Origin of the sequence: Nocardia sp. NBC_01329 (assembly GCF_035956715.1) — a bacterium.
Taxonomy (GTDB): Bacteria; Actinomycetota; Actinomycetes; order Mycobacteriales; family Mycobacteriaceae; genus Nocardia.
Map to the genome: position 1 here is coordinate 4,865,796 of NZ_CP108381.1, position 18,655 is coordinate 4,884,450.

Sequence of the window (18,655 nt, forward strand, 5' to 3'; positions counted from 1 at the left end):
ATCCCCTACTTCTTCTTGCCGGCGACGGTGCGCTTCGGGCCCTTGCGGGTGCGCGCGTTGGTCTTGGTGCGCTGGCCGTGGACCGGGAGGCCACGGCGGTGCCGCAGACCCTGGTAGCAGCCGATCTCGATCTTGCGACGGATATCGGCCTGGACCTCGCGACGCAGGTCGCCTTCGACCTTGAGGGACGAGCCCTCGATGTAGTCACGCAGCTGCGTGACCTGCTCGTCGGTGAGATCCTTCGAGCGCAGATCCGGGCTGACACCCGTCGCGGCCAGGATCTCCTTGGAGCGGGTACGACCGACGCCGTAGATGTAGGTCAGTGCGATCTCCATGCGCTTCTCGCGCGGGAGGTCGACGCCCATGAGACGTGCCATCTGGCAGTTTCCTTAATTGTTGCGGAGGTCTGCTCCCTGTCCGTCCCCTCGTCTGGTGGGGCCCCGGCCTCCGTTCCGGGGGTAGGCACGCACACCTTCCGGGTCACCCCGGAAAAATCCTCAGTGTGCGGCTGGAGCTGGGAGTTCTTCTGCGTGCCAGTCCGAACCGCGTTCGGTGCTCAGGCCCGGTGTCAGCCCTGCCGCTGCTTGTGCCGCAGGTTGTCGCAGATCACCATGACTCGGCCGTTACGCCGGATCACCTTGCACTTCTCGCAGATCTTCTTGACGCTCGGCTGAACCTTCACGTCCGTCCAATCTTTCGTAGCGGCCCACACCGGTTACAGGTGTGGACACAGTTGACCCCGGTCGGGGACGACCGGGGAAATCTCGGAGAGCGAGCCGGGGCCCACTCGTTCACTTGTAGCGGTAGACGATCCGACCGCGGGACAGGTCGTACGGTGACAGCTCGACGACGACCCGGTCCTCCGGCAGGATGCGGATGTAGTGCTGGCGCATCTTGCCGCTGATATGCGCGAGGACCTTGTGCCCGTTCTCGAGCTCGATCCGGAACATCGCATTCGGCAACGGCTCGACAACCCGCCCCTCGACCTCGATGGCCCCGTCTTTCTTCGCCATATCCTCCGCGATCCCGGTTACACTCAACCTGGTCTGATTGCCTGGTACTGCCCGCTGGACCAGCCGCAACACAGCGATGCGACGCTAATGCGGCACACCGTGCGCAGGCGGCGAACACGACAACCGATCGCACACGAACAGGCGGCGCTTTGATACACCGCCTGGCCAGCTTACCGGTAGGTATGTGATCGGGCAAAAAGGGGTACTCCCCGCGATGCGTCGCGTGGTCCGGACCCGATCCCCCGGCCCGGGTGTTGCCACTCCCCGCACCGACGTGCAGTCCCTCCCCGGCACCGAGTGCAACTCCCGCCGGGCACCGAGTGCAGTATCTCCCCGGCACTGAGTGCAACGGTACTTGTCGCGTAAACTGGCCGCTGTCCGAGGTCGACCATTCAGGAGGGGACCGGTGAGCCGCAGCAACGACGGCCTCCCCATGCTGCCGCCATGGCTGGCCGATACCGAGGTCACCGGGGTCGGCGAGGGGAATTTCCGCAACTACGAGCCACCGCCGGTCCAGAATCTCCCCCAGGACGAGGTCATTCCCGAGACCCCCGAGCCGCCGGAGGGCTTCTTCTCCCGTCGCGGTGGGAGAGGCGACGATCGGTCCGACGTCGACAAGAAAAAGGGCAAGGGCTGGTTCCGGAACAAGAAGGATCAGCCGACCCTGGAGGACCGCGTCGGGGAGCTCCTGCCGAACACCAACGGCCCACGGCCCGCGCAGCGCAACGACTGGGCCGAGGCGACCGGCCGCCACGAGTGGACCACACCCCAGGACCAACGATCCGTGGACGCCGAGGTCGCCCGTCATACCGTTTCCGACCCGTTCCAGCAGGCCGAGCAGGACGCGCCACCGGCGCAGTATCCGCCGGCCGACCGTCCCGAGATCCCGGCTCCACCGGGCCCCGGCCCGCAGTGGAACCCGGACGCCGACCTGGCACCCTCGGCCGCCCCGCCGAATTCGTTCCGGGCCCCAGCGTCCGAGCCGCCGGGGTTGCCGTTGCCTCATCCCGGCGAGCCCGCGCCGGAGTTCGACAGTTTGCGCCCGCACCATCCCATTCCTCGGCACCCCGAGCCTCCGGCGAACGCGCGGGCCGACGGAATGGCAGGAGCACCGCCCGCACAGCCGTTGATCCTGCCGCCGCCCCCGCCTCTGCCGGACCCGCCGCCCACCGCGACCTCGATCTCCGAGGCGGCAGCGCCCCAGCAGCAACCGCTGCGACGGCTGCCCGATCCGCCTCCGGCCCCCACTGCGCCGGCCCCCACTGAGGGGGCCACACCTCCCCTCCCCGGCCCCACGGAACCTGCTGATCTCGAACCGGTCTCAGACACCCGCACGCCGCCGGAATCCGCCCCCGCTCCGGAGTCCTTCGGAACGCCGGATCCTTTGACCGCACCGGAGTACCCCCCGGCACCGTGGACCGGCCCGGCCGAATCCACCCGCGCGCCGGAAAATGCTCCGCCGCCACACAGCGCCTACACCGGAGGCCCGGGCCTGGCGGACCGCCCCGCACCGCCGCCCAGCCAGGGAAATCCGCAACAGTGGCCCGCGCCCGAAGCCTCTTCTTCCGGCGCGGGCCGGCAGTCGTACGCGCCCGAGCAGAGCCGTCCACGGCAGCCCATCGCACCGCCGCCGGGGCCGCAGATACCCGGTCCGCACCAGCAGTGGCAGCAGCACCCGGGACCGCAGCAGCAGGCTCCCGGCCCGGCTCCGGCTCAGTACAACCCCGCGGCCCCGCAATGGCAGCAGCAACCGCAGCAGCAGGGCGGCGCTCCCGGGTGGCAGCAGCAGGGTGGTGTCCCGGCCCGGCCGCAGGGCGGACCGCCCCCGCAGCAGTGGCAGCAGAACCCAGCGCAGTTCGGCGCCGGGGGCTCCGTGCCCTCCCTGGAGGATGTCGCGGTGCGCCGGGCGAAGAAGACCTCCGGCCAGGGCTGGCGCAAAGTGGTACATCACGCTTCCGGCGGCCGGATCAATCCCGGTATGTCGGCCGAGGAGCGACGGCTGCAGGAGTTGGTGGCGCGGATCCGGCAACCGGTGCGCGGGGACTACCGGATCGCTGTGCTCTCACTCAAGGGCGGTGTCGGAAAAACAACCACCACCATCGGCCTCGGTTCGACTTTCGCCTCGGTACGCGGCGACCGGGTGATCGCGGTCGACGCGAATCCCGACTTCGGCACGTTGTCGCAGCGGGTTCCGCTGCAGACGCGGTCGACGGTCCGCGATCTGCTTCTCGATCCGGCGATCGAACGCTATTCGGATGTGCGGCGACACACCTCGCAGGCCACCAGCCGCCTGGAAGTGTTGGCCAGCGAACGGGATCCGGCCGCGTCGGAAGCGTTCAACGAGGACGAGTACCGGGCGGTGGCCCGGATCCTGCAGCGGTTCTACAACATCATCCTGACCGACTGCGGTACCGGCCTGATGCATTCGGCGATGGCAGGTGTACTGCAGTTGGCGCATTCGCTGGTGCTCATCTCCCCCACCGCGATCGACGGTGCGCAGAGCGCGTCGGCGACGCTGGACTGGCTCTCGCTGCACGGCTACCACCATCTGGTGCAGAACGCCGTGGTGGTGATCAACTCACCGCGCGACGGCACTCCGAACATCGACGTGCAGCAATTGCGGCAGTATTTTCTGTCGCGCTGCCGGGCCGTGCACATGATCCCGTTCGACCCGCATATGTCCGAGGGCGCCGAGATCGACCTGCTGCGGCTGGAGAAGCAGACCAAGCGCGCGTACGTGGAGCTGGCTGCGACGGTAGCCGACGATTTCACGCAGAGTTACCGGCCGCACCCGGGAGGCTGACCCCCGCTCGTCCGAGCTCGCGGAGTGGACCCCGAAGCCGGCCGTGGCGGCGACCGGCCCGGGGTGTCACCACTCCGGCAGGCGGCGCCTTCCGGCCACTACATCGCCCACCAGCGCGTCGTAGGCATCGGCCAGTTCGGCCAGGTGATGCCAGGCGCTGTGCAGTAGTTCATCATCGGCGCCCAGAGTCATCAGTGCGTGGTGCGCGCGGACCGCGGATTCGGCCAGCCGGTCGATGATCGCGCCGACGGTCTCGGTATGCAGGGTGACACCGAGCCGGTGCTGCGGGACATTGCGCCCCACCCAATCGTCAATGGCCAGCACCAGTTCCATACGGCGCCTGTCGATCTCGACCAGACGGTCGGGATCGGTGACGATCGACCCGCCACGGCCGACCAATCTGCGCTCATGGAGTACGGCCAGATCCCGGGCGTACCAGAGCAGCTGACCCCCGACCACCCGGTGTCCGCGCGCCGCGCGCACCAGTAGGTCCGAATTCGGCAGCGGACCGGAAGACCCGTTCTGCGCCGAAAGATCAGCACCGCGCTGGGCGCCGGGAAGAGCCATTACGACTGTTGTATCCGAACCTGTCACGGTTGCCTCGCCGTTCGATCGCCGCACAACACCGGGTCAGTACGTTGATTACAATAAACCGCAGAAGGCCACTGTCAAGCGATACAGGCCCCCCCGATCACGAAAAGCGTACACTTCGTTATCTGAAGTCCACCCGAGGAGCACGATGGCGGACGGTCCGACGTATCGGCGGATCGCGGACCACCTCCGCGAGGAGATACGAACAGGCAAGTGGCAACCGGGGGATCGCCTGCCCAGTCACGCCGAATTAGCCGAGCAGATGAAGGTTTCGCTCACCACCGCACGTAACGCGATCCAGGTACTCGTTACCGAGAATCTTGTCTATACGGCTACCTCTCGGGGCACCATCGTCCGCAGCCGGGAAGTGCTGGAATCGGTGGTCACAGACCACATCCGCCCCGATCGGCCGCGGGCGGGGCACGACATCTTCGAGGAGATCGCACGCGCCGCCGGCCGGGTGCCGACCAAGGAATTCAGTGCCCGGATGGAACCCGCGGACGAGCGTGTCGCGCAGTGGCTGGGCGTCCCGGTGTCCTCGTGGGTGCTGGCCCGGACGGTCGTACAGTTCCTCGATAACGAGCCGTGGTCCTGGGAAGTGAGCTTCTATCCGCGCGATCTGGCCGAGGCCACCGGGATCGATTCGCCACACGATATCGCCGAGGGCACGACACGCCGGCTCGCCGAACGCGGGCAGGGCGAGACCGCACACCGGGATTCGCTGGTAGCGCGCCCGGCCGGATTTGAAGAGGCCTCGGTACTCGGAGTCGCCATCGGCACCGTGCTATTGGACCATCTCCGGATCGGCGCCAATCACGAGCGCGTCACCCGGGTGACGCGTCATCGTTCCATCGCGGCGAGCAACCGGCTGGCCTATGAACTCGGCGATTCGGCCGGAACCGCGGTGATCCGTGACATGCTGGATCAGACCGATCGGTCCGAGATATGGTTCTAGCTCATGACCGTGCAGATTCGGCCGGCCGTCCTCGATGACCTGGCGCTGATTCGCCGCCTGCGGCTGCAACGATCCTCGTGGCTTGCCGCCCGCGGTTCGGACCAATGGTCTACCCGGGCGGCCGGGCTGTCGATCGACTATTTCGCGCGTGCCGTGAGCCGTGCTGTGGCGGCGTGGGAGACCTGGATCGCAGAGGTGGACGGCGAACCGGCCGCAACGATCACCATCAACGACCGCGCCGACCGGGAACTGTGGACGAGCGCGGAACTGGCCGACGCGCTGATCGTGCACTACCTGATCGTGGACTTCCGCTTCGCGGGTTACGGCGTCGGCCAGCGACTGCTCGCGCATGCTGCCGCACTCGCCCGGGCCCACGGCCGACGCTGGGTACGACTGGACGCGTGGACCGCCAATACCGACCTGCACGCCTACTACCGGCGGGCCGGATTCCGGTTGGTCCGGGTGGCCGCCCCCCGGGACCCGAGCCCCTCGTGCGCACTGTTCGAACGGCATGTCGACGACTGGCTGCTCGAGGGCGGTCCGATCAGTACCCCGGCCGGCTTCCCGATGACTCAGCTGGCGCGTGATCCGATCGTCTTGCCGGTTTCCGGCTGACCGGTACCGGAGCGGGGGTCTTACAATGGATCGAGATGGGCGATGTGCACCATCTCGATCCCGCGGCTGCGCGAGACCAGGGTGCCGCGGCCCGGCGGCAACTTGGTAGGACGCACATCGCCGATCAGTTTACCCTCGTCCTTGGACCCGCTCATGATCAGCGTCTCCACGGACATATTCTTCATCGTGCTCAGAATCGGGTCGTACAGGGCCCGCGACACCCCGCCGACCCGGCGCGCGATGACCAGGTGCATACCGATATCACGTGCCTGCGGCAGGAATTCGATCAACGGCTGGAAAGGATTCGCGCTGCCGGTGGCGACCATATCGTAATCGTCGACCACGATATAGATCTCCGGTCCGCTCCACCAGCTGCGCTCGCGCAACTGCTGCGGGGTGATATCGGAACCGGGAATTCGCTTGGCCAGATATGTCGCGACCTCTTTGATCATCGGCGCGCAGGTCTGCGAGGACGTGGAATATCCGGCCAGCTGATCGCCGTCGATGACACCGAGCATGGTGCGACGATAGTCGATCATGATCACCCGGGCCGTTTCGGCGGTGGAATTCTCGGTGATCCCCATGACGATATTGCGCAGCAGAGTGGTTTTTCCGCATTCGACATCCGCGAATGCCATGAAATGCGGTTCGGCATTGAAATCCATGACCATCGGTTGCAATTCGGATTCGCCCAGACCCACCACGATCTTGGTGGCGCTGGACTCGATACCCTCCGTCTGCGCCTGTTCGAGCAGTTCGGCGCGCTCGAACTTCAACGGCAGCATCCGGACCTGGGGAGCGCGGCGGTTCGGGTACAGCTGCGTCAGTTCGGTGCGGGCCCGAGTGACCCCCTCGGCCACGTTCGACGTTTCGGAGTCGGAATCCAGTCGCGGCAACGCAATGAGCATATGCAAGTGATCGGCGGTGAGACCGCGGCCGGGCCGCCCTACCGGCACCTGATGGGCGACCCGGCGGCCCATCTCCGAATCGGAGGGGTCACCGAGGCGTAGCTCGATCCGGGTACCGATCTGGTCCTTGACCACCGGCCGGATCTCGGCCCAGCGTGAGGCACCGATCAGCAGATGGATACCGAACGAGAGCCCCTGTCCGGCAATGGCATTGATCTGCGGTTCCAATACATCGAACTCTTCCCGGATGGCCATCCAGCCGTCGATCACCAGGAACACATCGCCGAACGGGTCCTCGGGGAACGGATCGGTGATGCCCTGTTGCAGGGCAGCGAATTTGCGGCGGCGGTATTCGGCCATGGACTCGATACCCTGCTCGGCGAACCGCTCTTCGCGCTGGCGCATGAGGGAGGTCAGTTCGGCGATCGTCCGGCGCACCCGATCCCCGTCGAGACGACCGGCCACCGAACCGACGTGCGGGAGCCCGACCAGGCCGGTCATGCTGCCGCCGCCGAAATCCAGGCAGTAGATCTGCACCTGTTCGGGCGTGTGCGTGGCGGCGGCGGCCATGACGATCGCCCTCAGAGCGGTCGATTTACCCGACTGCGGCCCGCCGACGACCGCGACATTGCCCTGCGCGCCGGCGAGATTGATGGTGAGCACATCGCGCCGCTGCTCGTAGGGTTTGTCGATGACGCCGATCGGCATCCACAACTGGCCGTGCCGGTTGACCGACGACCGCCAATCCGGATCGGGCAGCAGCATATCCACCGTGGGCGACTCGTCCAACGGTGGCAGCCACACCTCATGGGCGGAGCGGCCGTGACCGGTAAGCCGTTTGACCACGACGTCGAGCAGCGAGTCCGGAACACCCTCGCTGTCCGCGCCACCGGCTCCCACCTGCGAAGGTGGGGGCGGCAGTTCGAGTAGCGGGTTGACCGCGGCGGACGCCCCCGCGTCCGCAGCGGTCACGGTTTCGGGCGAATCGACCGGTGCCGCGGTGAACACGGCCGGACGCTGCCGGGCGACCGGACTACCGTCCTCACCGGTCACTGTTCCCTGCGGCGCCTCGTACGGACCCGATACGTAGCTGGCGTTGAACCGCAACGGATCGGATGCGTCACTCTTCAGATAGCCGGACCCGGGAACACTAGGCAGGTGGTAGGCATCGGTGATGCCCAGGACCGCGCGGGATTCGTTGGCCGAGAACGTACGCAAACCGATCCGATAGGACAGATGCGATTCCAGCCCCCGCAGTTTGTTCTCCTCGAGACGCTGCGAGGCCAACAGCAGGTGGACGTGCAGCGAGCGGCCGAGTCGGCCGATCATCACGAACAGCTCCGCGAAATCCGGTTTCTGCGAAAGCAGTTCGGAGAACTCGTCGACCACGACGAACAGGGCCGGTAGCGGGTCCAGTGGCACACCGGCCGCCCGAGCCTTCTCGTAGTCGGTGACATTGGCGTAGTTACCGGAGGATCGCAGCAACTCCTGGCGGCGGTTCATCTCACCGGCCAGCGCGTCCTTCATACGGTCGACCAGGGAGAGTTCCTCTTCCAGGTTGGTGATGACCGCCGCGACGTGCGGTAGCGGGTCCAGGCCCAGGAAGGTCGCACCGCCCTTGAAGTCGACGAGGACCAGGTTCAGGGCGTCGGGCGAATGCGTGGTGACCATCGAGAGCACCAGGGTGCGCAGGAACTCCGACTTCCCCGAACCGGTCGCGCCGATACACAGACCGTGCGGGCCCATACCGTTCTCCGCGGACTCCTTGATATCGATCTCGACCGGCGTTCCGTCGGGGGTGATACCGATCGGCACCCGCAACCGCTCGCGGGCGGTACGCGGGCGCCAGACCCGGGCCGCGTCGATCTGGGCGGCATCGGAGATCTTCAGCAGTGCCATCAGTCCAGGGTCGGTCGTGGTGCCCTCCCCCAGGCTCACGATCTGCGCCGCGGTCGCGAGCCGGAACCGGGCCAGCGCCCGGGAGAACGCCTCGGCCTCGGCGATACTCACATCGTCGGCCGCGGCGAAACGCTCGACCCCGGCCGCGCTCTTGGCCGACACTTCCTGATTCGCGCAGACCAGTTGCAGACCACGCCGGGCCGCCAGGCCGCCTTCGGGAGCGGTGAGGTCCAGGACGGTCACCGAATCCAAGCCCGATTCAGCGACCAACCGCTCATTGCCGTTGACGTAGCCGTCGTCGATCACGATGACCAGATGCAGCCGGCCCTGCGTCGGTTGCGGATTACGCATGAACCGGCCGCGCTCGATCAGCTCGGACGACAGCGCGGTTTCCAGTTCACCGAGCGACTGGTACATCATGCGCACCGAACCCATACCGTCGCGCTGGGTCGGGTGTTGCAGATGCGGCAGCCATTTCGCCCACGACCAGATCGGTGCGTCGGGTTCGCCGCAGACCACCGCGATGGCCAGATGGTCCGGACCGTGGAAGGTCGCCAACTCCATGAGCATCGAGCGCATCAAGGTGTGCGACTCCGCCGGGTCACCACCGATATTGATGGCAGGGAAGGCGCGCAAAGATACCGCGGTCGGCAACTGGTGCACCACCGAGTGCGTGCGCACGAAGCGGCGCAGCGCGACGGTGGATACCGGTTCCAGATCCTCGAGCGGCCCGGTTTCCGGGCGGGCGAGCTTGGTGGCGAGACGATGACTGCCCACACCGACCCGGACATGGCCGAAATCAGGGTCGTTCGGGCGGCGCTCCCACATCCGGCGCGTCCCCACCAGCGACCGCAGATCGGCGGGTTCGGGATGGCTCCAGCTCAGCGATTCGAGCTGTTTGCCACCCGTGCGCCGCACATCCCGGCGAACCTGGTCCAGGTATCGGAAGTAGTCCTTGCGTTCCTCGTTCAGTTCGACCGCGCGCTTACCCCCGCCCCCGCGATATCCGGCCATCATGCCCACCATAGACATGATCATCATCATCGGGAACATCATCATGAAAGGGTTGGCGAGCAGGTTCCGGCCCATCATCGCCATCATGGCGATCATGCCGATCACCGCGACCACCATCACCACCGGCATGATCTTCATCATCAGCGGTGCAGGGACGGCACGCGGCACCTCCGGCGGTGCGCTCAGCGCGACCTCACCGCCGGGAGCCCGGGGCGGGGCGATGCGGGGACGGCGCACGAAACCTTCGGTAGCCATGGTTCCTTCTTCGATCGGCGACGAACGGTGAGCGAATGTCGCGCTAGGGGTCGCGTTCCAGGTCCAGCTCGTGCCGGGGCCGACGGAACGGATAGGCCACCGCGGCGCCGATCGCGAGACCCGCCAGACAGATAACCGACCCGGCGATCGCGATCCAGCGCTGGCGCGGGTCAGGGCCGGGGGGATGAACAGGTGCCGCGACCGGACGGGCAGCGGCAGCACCGACACTCACGGGTTCGACCGGCAACTGCGCGGTGAGCGCGGACAGTGGATCTATGAGCCCGTGGCCGATCCGGTCGTCGCGGCCGGTTCCCGGTCCGTGCGCGGTCCGGGTGATCCGGTCCATCACCTGTGCGGCGTTGAGCTCAGGGAAGCGGGAACGCACCAACGCGGCCAGACCGGCCACATACGGCGCCGCGAAACTGGTGCCCTCGACCGAGCGGATGCCTTCGCTGGTCTGCACCCCGTCGACCAGACCGGTACCGCCGGGTTTGCTGTCCAGCGAGACGATATCGCGGCCGATGGCCGCCACCTGCACCCACGGTCCGTTGAGAGAGAGTTCGGAGACCTGCCCGTTCGGGTCCACCGATCCCACCGCCAGTACATACGGCGAGAACCAGGCCGGGCTGGCCACGGTCGCCACCGAATTCCAGCCCGCGCCGGAGTTCTGGGCCTGGCACGCGCCGTCGTTCTGCAGATTTCCCGCCGCGGCCACTACCACCACATTACGGTGGAAGGCGTATTCGACGGCGGCGCCGAGCGCTCCGTCGACGGTATCCAACCCGGCTCTCGTACAGGCCACTTCGGAGATATTGATGACGGTGGCGCCCATATCCACGGCCCGGACCACCGCTCCCGCGAGAGTGAGTACGGTGCCGTAGCCCTCGGTACCGATATTTCCCGGCGCGTCGCGGTTGTTGTTGTCCTTCTTCTCGTAGGCCAGGCTCAACTGGCGGATCGAGAGGATCTCGGCATCGGGGGCGACCCCGGCGAAGGCGTCCTCCGGCACCGGTTGGGCACCGATGATCCCGGCGATCAGGGTGCCGTGCCCGTCGCAGTCGACCGTACCGTCGGTATCGGAGACATAGTCACCGCCGGGTTGCAGCCGGGGCAGGCGCGGATGCCGATTCACCCCGGTATCGATCACCGCGACCTTCTGGCCGGCACCGCGGCTGAACTCCCAGGCAGCGGGCAGATCGAGAACCTGCTGCGCCATCGGTGGTTCGCTCGGCGGTGCGCCGGTGAGCAGCGGTTCGGCGCAAACCGCGCGCTGTTCGGTGGGTTCCAATGGCGCGGGCCGACCGCTGATCGCCTGGGCGGCGCCCAGGGCCCCCGGGTCGATCATGGGCTGCGGCACCGACGCGGCGTGCGGGGCGGGCAACGTCATCGTCGCGCCCAGTACACCAGCCGCGCACAGTATCCGCAGCATGCCACGGTGGCGCGGACGAGCGCTCATATGCTCAGGTTCCGCGCGGTGTTGTAGATGCCCATCACCCAGAGCACCAGCGGGATCACCGCCATGATCAGCGCGTATTCGAAAAGTTCGATTGCCCGGCGGACCACGGGTGTCACCTCGATATGGGGGCCGATCACCCCGAAACCGATCACCCCGAGAGTGAAGGCGAGCAGGAGGGCGGCACCGGTCAGAACGAGATCACCGTCGCCGAAGGACAAACCGACGACCAGCGATACGAAGGTCAGGCAGGCGCCACCGATAAGCGTGGCGGCCTGGGCGATATCGGCGAAAGAACGCCCCCGCAGCGACAGGATGATGGCGGTGATCACCGCGAGTGTGATGCCCTGCCACCGGGACGGTCCCAGCGGGTCGGCGACACCGAACGCGCCGATGACAGTACTCGCCGTACAGGCGGCGATCAGTCCGGTCTGGAACCGGTTGGCCGCGCGCGCGCGTTCGCCGAGACCCGCCGCCGACGGAAGAGCGGTCGCACCGATAGCGCCGATCCCCTCGATCGTCGGGCGCGGCTCGTGGTCGGCGGGGTCGATGGCGGCGCCGGCGGTCGGAACCGGCGGAATCGGCAACCGGGCCAGGACGGCAGCCAGTCGCGGCACCGCCGACAGGATCACGATCCCGGCGACCAACAGTCCGGCGGACAATTTCGGCAGCCCCGGATGCCAGATCAGGTAGATACCGGCAATGAACAGCGCGATGATCGCCGAGGTGGCCGCGCAGGAGAACAGGGTCGCGCCCACACCGGTGAGCCGATAGCCCAGAATGGCGGCCACCAGCAGTACCGCACTGCCCAGCAGTAGATGGGGGCTCCCCAGCGAACCCGGTACGAGCAGCGCGGCGCCACCGAACAACAGCATCAGCCCGTCGGCCGACAGCCAGGCGGCGGTGAGTTCGTCGCGGTACCTGCGTGCGGTGATTCCGGCGGCGACCAGCGCGGCGACCCCGGAACCCAGCAGTGCCAGGGCCGGTGCGAGCGGATCCCCGGCACCGCGCGAGAGCACCAGGACAACGAGGGTGGTGAGCACGGTCGCAGCCGACGCGACCAATCCCATCCAGCGCGCGGAGGCCCCCGACCAGCCGGTGAACTCCTCGGCGGTCAGCCGGGATACGGCGTCGATGACATCGTCGAACAGCGCGGGCGCCTCCTTGGCCGACACCGAACGCAGCACCAGCAGTTCACCGTCGTGGACCTCGGCCTCGGTGAGGGTGCGGCTCGGCGCGATCGCCTCACGTCCCAACCGAGCCAGCGTCCAGTGCTGAGCGGAGAGGGGGCCGGCATCCTCGTCGGAGTCCGGCAGGCTCGGGCTACGTGATTCGATCATGGTCACCAACTCGCCGATGAAACCGGCGATCGGGACGGTCGCGGGCAGTCCCACATCGATCTGGGTGTTCCCACCGATGACCGATACCCTGCTCAATTCCGGTTCCTGCGCTCGGCTCGAGCTCGGCGACTCGACCGGTGTACTCATCTCCCCACCCGCATCCCGCTCAACATTTCACGCCTCGGCCGTCGACAAACCATCAATCCGCCATCCAGTTTTCATATTCCGAAGGCAGTGAACCGCGGAACACGGTCTGCGTGAACAACTTCGGCACTGTTCGTGAACTCTCGCTCGGGTGATTTCGCAGTTGCGGGGCTGCCCCGCGACTGCACCCAATGTAACGGAGCGCCGAGGTGCGCGCGATCGGTAGTCTGGTATCCAGATATCGTTCTCTCTACACCGATCCAAGAATTCCGGGAGCGCCTGCAATGACCGGCAACCGCCAAGCTCAACGCGCATTCGATGCCGGGGTTCTGTCGCTCGGATTGTCCATCGAAGGACAGGAGTCCACCCGAGACCTCGAGTACGCGAAACTGGCGTTTCAGCGGGCCACCGAATGGGATCCGGGGATGTGCGACGCGTGGCTGGGCCGGGCAGCCGCCGGAGAGCTCACCAAAGATGTGCTCTTCAACCTGCACAAGACCTGCGATGCGACGCTCTACCGCGAGCAGCGCCGGGTAGGCCTGCAGCCCCGGGAGCTCGCGGCCCGCTTCCAGCCGGGACTCTACATCGACTATCCACTGTCGAGCCGGACCGAGGTCTCGCTGGCTTGGGCGGCGCAGTTGATCGCCGACAAGGACTTCGACGAGGCCGAACGCGTACTGAACGAATTGGACGCATCCCGCGGGGGGCGGCAGCTCGGCGACGCCGAACGTGAGGCCGACAATCGGATCGCCGCCTACGTCCGGGGAATTCTGCACTACACCACCCAACGCTGGTCCGATGTGATGAGCGTGTTGGCTGCGTCGGCGGAATGGGACGACCCGTATCTCGCGGCCGGTGCACATGTGATGGTCGGTACGGCATGCGCTCAGCTGGGGTTGTACGCGGAGTCGATCCGCCGGATGCAGGCCGCCGAACAAGGACCGATCCCCGCCGCCCGCTCCACGGCCATGTTCTGCCGAGGCCTGTGCCTGCGCGAGTCGGGTAACGAAAGCGAGGCGCAGGCACTGTTCGAGAAGGTGTATTCGCAGGCACCGGACTTCGAGGCCAACGCTACGGCCATGCGCGACCGCACCTACCGCATCACCCTCACCAGCCGTGAGGTGATCGCGGCACGTACCGATAAATGGGACCCGGCCTCTTCCCCGACGATGGAGCAGATGAACCGGGCAGAGGTCCAGGACCGAGCCAAAGAGACACTGGTCGAAGCGCGCGCCGAACTGGATTCCCAGATCGGGCTGGCGTCGGTGAAAACCCAGGTCGCCAAACTGCAGTCGACTGCGCAGCTGGCAAAGATCCGGGCTGAGAAGGGGATGGCCAGCGTGCCGCGCGGCCAGCACCTGGCGTTCACCGGCCCACCCGGTACCGGTAAGACGACCATCGCCCGGGTGGTCGCCAAGATCTATTGCGGACTGGGCCTGCTACAGACCGAGAAGATGATCGAGGCCAAACGCGCGGATTTCGTCGGGGAACATCTCGGCAGCACCGCTATCAAGACCAACAAGCTGATCGACGGCGCCATGGACGGCGTGCTCTTCATCGACGAGGCCTACACCCTGATCCAATCGGGTCTCTCCGGCGGTGACGCGTTCGGCCGCGAAGCCGTCGATACGCTGCTGGCCCGGATGGAGAACGACCGCGACCGCCTGGTGGTGATCATCGCAGGCTACGACGGCGAGATCGACCGGCTGCTGGCTGCCAACGACGGTTTGGCCTCACGTTTCGCCAAACGCCTGCAGTTCCCGTCCTACAACGCCACCGAGCTGGGACAGATCGGCGAGGTCATCGCGACCAAGCGCGATTCGGATCTGTCCGAAGAGGCGCTCAAGGTATTGATCCGGGCCTGCGATCACCTCTACGCGCTGAAGAGCACCGACCAGAGCGGGCAACCACGGCGCGGGGTAGACCTGGCCGGTAACGGTCGTTTCATCCGCAATGTGATCGAGGCGGCCGAGGAAGAACGCGAATTCCGGCTGGCCAATGACGAATCGCTGGATCTCACCGATATCGACGAGACAGTGCTGCGTCGAATCGAGGAGCCTGATATGCGGCTCGCGCTGGCGACCATCCTCGATTCGCTGAACATCGGCTGGACCGACCCGAGCTGACAGCGGCCCCGGCCACCGGCCGATGGAGGGATTCAGACCTCGGGCATCTCAGCCGGGCATCTCAGCCCTCGGACAGCGAATCGTGGCTGACCAGGGCCTCCCGTAGATCCATCGTCGGCCCGGGAACCAGTTGACCGACAATCGCCCAGGGCGCCAGATGTGGGGTGGAGCCCAGGCCCAGCACCTCCGCTGTGGCCGAATCCGGTACGCCGTAGCGGATACCGTTGTCGGCGACGTAGAAGAGACTGCCGCGCCGGGGGCTGCCCGGTTCCAAACCGGTTACCTGCACGTACTCCCCGTGGATGGGGGACAGATACACCTGGTCCACCCGGTCGCCGCTGCTGTCCGCGGTGGCCAGTTGCACCGGGGTGGCGGATTCGGCGATGGGCAGCTTGGATCCGATCAGCAGACCGACGACGGCCCGCTCTCCCGGGCCGTCACCGATTCCCGCGCCGGCCGGAGCCCTACCCGGCGATTTCGACCAGGCGACACAGGTGACCGGACCGTCTTCGGGGTCGACGATCTCCGGGATCTCACCCGGGAAGTCCGCGATCGGCAGATGACGCACCACGGGAACCTCGTCGAGGACATCGGGCGGCATGACCTCGACCTGGCTCATCCCCTGCGAATCGGCGTAGCGGATCACCTCGGCGGCGAACGGCGACACCGGCTGCACGCCGTCGGCGAGGACGACATACATCTCGGGAGTCGTATCCCGGCCCACTCCGGCCACGGAGATGATCCCACCGATGGGAATTCGTGACAGTGGTCCGGGACCCGGCTCACCCGCACGATCGATGGCAGGTGCCATCAGCTGCGGCACCTGGGTGGTGGCCCCGAGGAATCCGGTACCGACCGGTCGCGGGCGGTGGGCCGGTAGGTCGAGCGCGCGGGAGAGCACCGAATCCGCCGGATCGACCTCGGCGCGCTTTCCGTCGTAGATCAGGTAGGTCTTGTTCTCACGGCCGACCAATAGCGCCTCGGCCGGACCGGCGGCCCGCACGCGGTCGCTCAGTTCAGGGCGGCCCGCCACCACCGTGGTCGTCGCCCCGGCGGCGGAAGCCGCGCTGCCGCCCGCGGACAATTGGATGGACTCGCACAGTGACCAGTGCGAATCGCCTCCCTGCGCCGATCCGGGCAGTGCGGCAGGCGCGCCCGGGATGCCCAGAAGCGGGCCACGCGGCAGGGAACCCAGCTTGTCGTCCTTCACCGCGTGCGGATCGGCATTGCTGCCCGTGATCAGGCGCGCGGAGGCCAGATTGAGCACGGGATGCAGGGTCTGGCTGCCGTCGTCTTTCTCCACCACGACATACAGTGCGCCACTTGACTTACCGGAGACGATGAGCGCGTCCCCGATCGCGCCCTGTGGCCGTAGAAACGCGAGAATGGCCGCACCGGCCGTGACGAGGATGCCGAGCACCAGTCCGACCATCAGTGACCGGATCTGGGAACGCATCGGATCGTGCAGCATCCGCACATCGCGGCGCACCAGTGCGTGGTCGAGACGACGCAACAGGAAACGGTACCCGTTCACCTGGGCACGGGTAGTCAGCTGTGCTGGCACTCAGGACTCCATCGAGCTATCGACCGCGATCTCTTTCGACACGGTACCGTAATTCCCCAATGGTTACGTCGGGCCGAATCGGTGGAATCCCTGGTGGCCCACCGATGCGCGCATGCCACCGAGGCAGGAACGAACAGCTGTGAACGAGACGATGAACTCCGCACCGCAGGTCGCCGACATCCCGGATCCGCCGGATTCCCGGGATTCGACGAATATTCGCCGATCGGCCTACGACACTCTGCGGGACCCCGAATTCTGGCTGTTCCGAATTTTTCCTCTCCGGACAGTCGTTCCCGGAATCCTGTTCGCTGCTTTCATCGGATGGGTCGTTCTCGTATTCGATGATTCGGTGTGGTACTCGCTCGGAGCGGGAGCGGGCGCCGCGGTGATCTGCCTGACCCCGATCGGCGGCCGCACCCTGGTGGCGCGGATCGCCGGCGGTCTGGCCCGGCGCGGAAAGATCTCGGCCGAACGACTGGATCAGGCCGCGGCCTTCGACGTACCGCTACCCGAAGGTGGCGGTTACGGGGTGCGCTGGGACGGCGATCTGCTGCTCACCATGCTGCGCATCGACCCGCCGCCGGACACCCTCACCCTGTTGCGGCCGGGGTCGCTGAACACCGAACAACTCCTGCCGCTGCCGGAGATCGCCCGCTGCCTCGACCAATTCGATCTGACCCTGGCCGGTATCGACGTGGTGAGTACCGGCGCCCGGACCGCCGGGACGGGCATCGCCGCGCACCTCTACGACCGGATCCTCGGCCCGCTCCCGGCCATCGCCCACCGCACCTGCTGGCTGGTGCTGCGGCTGGATCCGCTGGCGAACGCCGAAGCGGTGGACAACCGCGGCGGCGGGGGCGCCGGAGCATTGCGGGCCGCCATCATCGCCACCCGACGGGTCGAGAATCGGCTGGCCGCGCACGATATCGCCGCCTCGGTACTCACCGCGGCCGAGATGAACACCGCGGTCCGTGAACTCACCCACGGTTTCACCGTGGAGCAACTCACAGAGAACCCGAAGTGGCTGGAGGACCGGGGCCGCTACCTTGCCCAGTACCAGATCGGCGCCGATGCGGTCGGCCCACGCGGGCTGGCCGATATCTGGGCCACACCCAGCCTGTCCACCACGGTCACCTTGCGGCTGCGTCCCGGTATCGGCCGCAACGACCCGCACACCGAACTGGCCGATACCGTGGTCCTCAACGCCGTGGTCCGCTTCGATACGACCGAACCGCCCGAGCAGCCACCGCTGCCCGGACTCCGGGAACTCTACGGAAATCAACTGCGCATCCTGCTCGATACGCTGCCGGTCGGCTACACCGGCCGTTGGGGACGCGAAGTCGCCTATCGCGGCACGCTGGCCGCGCTCGCCGAGTTCACGGTGCCGACCGCCGGATGCGGCCAGCTCATCGGCGCCGACGATCACGGCCAGGGCATCGCGGTACCGTTGATCGGCGAGGGCACCCGCCAGCTCGAGGTGATCGGGTCACTCGATCTCGCACAGCAGGTCATTCTGCGCGCCACCGGGCTCGGCGCGCACGCCATCGTGCACACAGCCCGGCCCGAGGCCTGGCAGACGCTGGTCCGAAATCTCGACACCCCGCAGATCCTCACCATCGCGCCCCGCGCGGCCGGCGCCAGTTACCATCCGCCCGGCCCGCCGCCGGTGCCCACCGCGCCCTATCCGAGCACCACAGTGCTGGTGTTCGACGGCGTTCCCCCGGTCTCCCACGCAGGCGGGGCAACCATCGTGCACGTCCGGCAGCCGCACGAACCGCCGGGTTCGATCGAGGCAGATGTATCGCTGATCCAGGACCCCGACGCTCCCAACCGGGTCACCGTGCGTACTCCCGCCGTGACGACGACGGTGAACATGGTGACCACGCAGGAGGAGATGCACTACATCGGCGAATCCCTTGCCGCCCGCTGAGAACTGCGCGCGGAGAACCCGGTGGGAAACCACTGTCACGCAGAA

Annotated in this window: 13 protein-coding genes; 5 read left to right on the plus strand and 8 right to left on the minus strand. The window is 67.0% G+C overall.

Annotation, left to right across the window (positions count from 1 at the left end; genetic code table 11):
* Positions 1 to 5: 5 nt before the first annotated feature.
* From rpsM to infA, 3 genes are all read right to left on the minus strand, one after another.
* Complete coding sequence (gene rpsM, locus OG405_RS22045) at positions 6 to 377, minus strand: 30S ribosomal protein S13 (protein ID WP_030522614.1); 372 nt, start codon at positions 375 to 377, stop codon at positions 6 to 8.
* A gap of 191 nt (positions 378 to 568) precedes the next feature.
* The gene (gene rpmJ / locus OG405_RS22050; protein ID WP_025347279.1) at positions 569 to 682 is read right to left on the minus strand and encodes a 50S ribosomal protein L36; all 114 of its coding nucleotides are present in this window, start codon (positions 680 to 682) and stop codon (positions 569 to 571) included.
* Positions 683 to 791: 109 nt separating this feature from the next.
* The gene (infA, locus tag OG405_RS22055) at positions 792 to 1,013 is read right to left on the minus strand and encodes a translation initiation factor IF-1 (protein WP_003418601.1); all 222 of its coding nucleotides are present in this window, start codon (positions 1,011 to 1,013) and stop codon (positions 792 to 794) included.
* A 1,384-nt stretch (positions 1,014 to 2,397) separates the two neighbouring features.
* On the opposite strand from infA, the gene OG405_RS29295 reads away from it, so the two are divergent.
* Entirely contained in the window at positions 2,398 to 3,816 is a 1,419-nt protein-coding gene (locus tag OG405_RS29295) for a nucleotide-binding protein (RefSeq protein ID WP_442790778.1), read from the plus strand.
* Positions 3,817 to 3,882: 66 nt separating this feature from the next.
* Here OG405_RS29295 and OG405_RS22065 read toward each other — a convergent pair whose 3' ends face one another.
* Positions 3,883 to 4,383: a DUF4254 domain-containing protein gene (locus OG405_RS22065; protein WP_327148368.1), complete on the minus strand. Its 501-nt coding sequence runs from the start codon at positions 4,381 to 4,383 to the stop codon at positions 3,883 to 3,885.
* 172 nt (positions 4,384 to 4,555) lie between these two features.
* Between OG405_RS22065 and OG405_RS22070 the strand changes: the two genes are divergently transcribed.
* Both OG405_RS22070 and OG405_RS22075 read left to right on the plus strand, forming a co-directional pair.
* Complete coding sequence (locus OG405_RS22070) at positions 4,556 to 5,362, plus strand: GntR family transcriptional regulator (RefSeq protein ID WP_327148369.1); 807 nt, start codon at positions 4,556 to 4,558, stop codon at positions 5,360 to 5,362.
* Positions 5,363 to 5,365: 3 nt separating this feature from the next.
* Positions 5,366 to 5,977, plus strand: coding sequence for a GNAT family N-acetyltransferase (locus OG405_RS22075; RefSeq protein ID WP_327148370.1), 612 nt, complete (start codon positions 5,366 to 5,368; stop codon positions 5,975 to 5,977).
* Between the two features lie 20 nt (positions 5,978 to 5,997).
* On the opposite strand, the gene eccCa is transcribed toward OG405_RS22075, so the two are convergent.
* From eccCa to eccD, 3 genes are read right to left on the minus strand one after another with little or no spacing between them, the layout of a single operon-like run.
* On the minus strand, positions 5,998 to 10,053 hold the full coding sequence (gene eccCa / locus OG405_RS22080; protein ID WP_327148371.1) for a type VII secretion protein EccCa: 4,056 nt from the start codon (positions 10,051 to 10,053) through the stop codon (positions 5,998 to 6,000).
* Positions 10,054 to 10,096: 43 nt separating this feature from the next.
* Positions 10,097 to 11,509 carry a type VII secretion-associated serine protease mycosin gene (gene mycP / locus OG405_RS22085; RefSeq protein ID WP_327148372.1) on the minus strand — a complete coding sequence of 471 codons (1,413 nt, stop codon included), beginning with the start codon at positions 11,507 to 11,509 and terminating at the stop codon, positions 10,097 to 10,099.
* Positions 11,506 to 12,942, minus strand: coding sequence for a type VII secretion integral membrane protein EccD (gene eccD, locus OG405_RS22090; protein WP_327148373.1), 1,437 nt, complete (start codon positions 12,940 to 12,942; stop codon positions 11,506 to 11,508). The genes mycP and eccD overlap by 4 nt, the downstream gene beginning before the upstream one ends.
* A gap of 332 nt (positions 12,943 to 13,274) precedes the next feature.
* Between eccD and eccA the strand changes: the two genes are divergently transcribed.
* Positions 13,275 to 15,116 carry a type VII secretion AAA-ATPase EccA gene (gene eccA, locus OG405_RS22095; protein WP_327148374.1) on the plus strand — a complete coding sequence of 614 codons (1,842 nt, stop codon included), beginning with the start codon at positions 13,275 to 13,277 and terminating at the stop codon, positions 15,114 to 15,116.
* A gap of 61 nt (positions 15,117 to 15,177) precedes the next feature.
* On the opposite strand, the gene eccB is transcribed toward eccA, so the two are convergent.
* Positions 15,178 to 16,680: a type VII secretion protein EccB gene (eccB, locus tag OG405_RS22100; protein WP_327148375.1), complete on the minus strand. Its 1,503-nt coding sequence runs from the start codon at positions 16,678 to 16,680 to the stop codon at positions 15,178 to 15,180.
* Between the two features lie 139 nt (positions 16,681 to 16,819).
* Between eccB and eccE the strand changes: the two genes are divergently transcribed.
* The gene (eccE, locus tag OG405_RS22105) at positions 16,820 to 18,610 is read left to right on the plus strand and encodes a type VII secretion protein EccE (RefSeq protein ID WP_327148376.1); all 1,791 of its coding nucleotides are present in this window, start codon (positions 16,820 to 16,822) and stop codon (positions 18,608 to 18,610) included.
* Positions 18,611 to 18,655 lie beyond the last annotated feature (45 nt).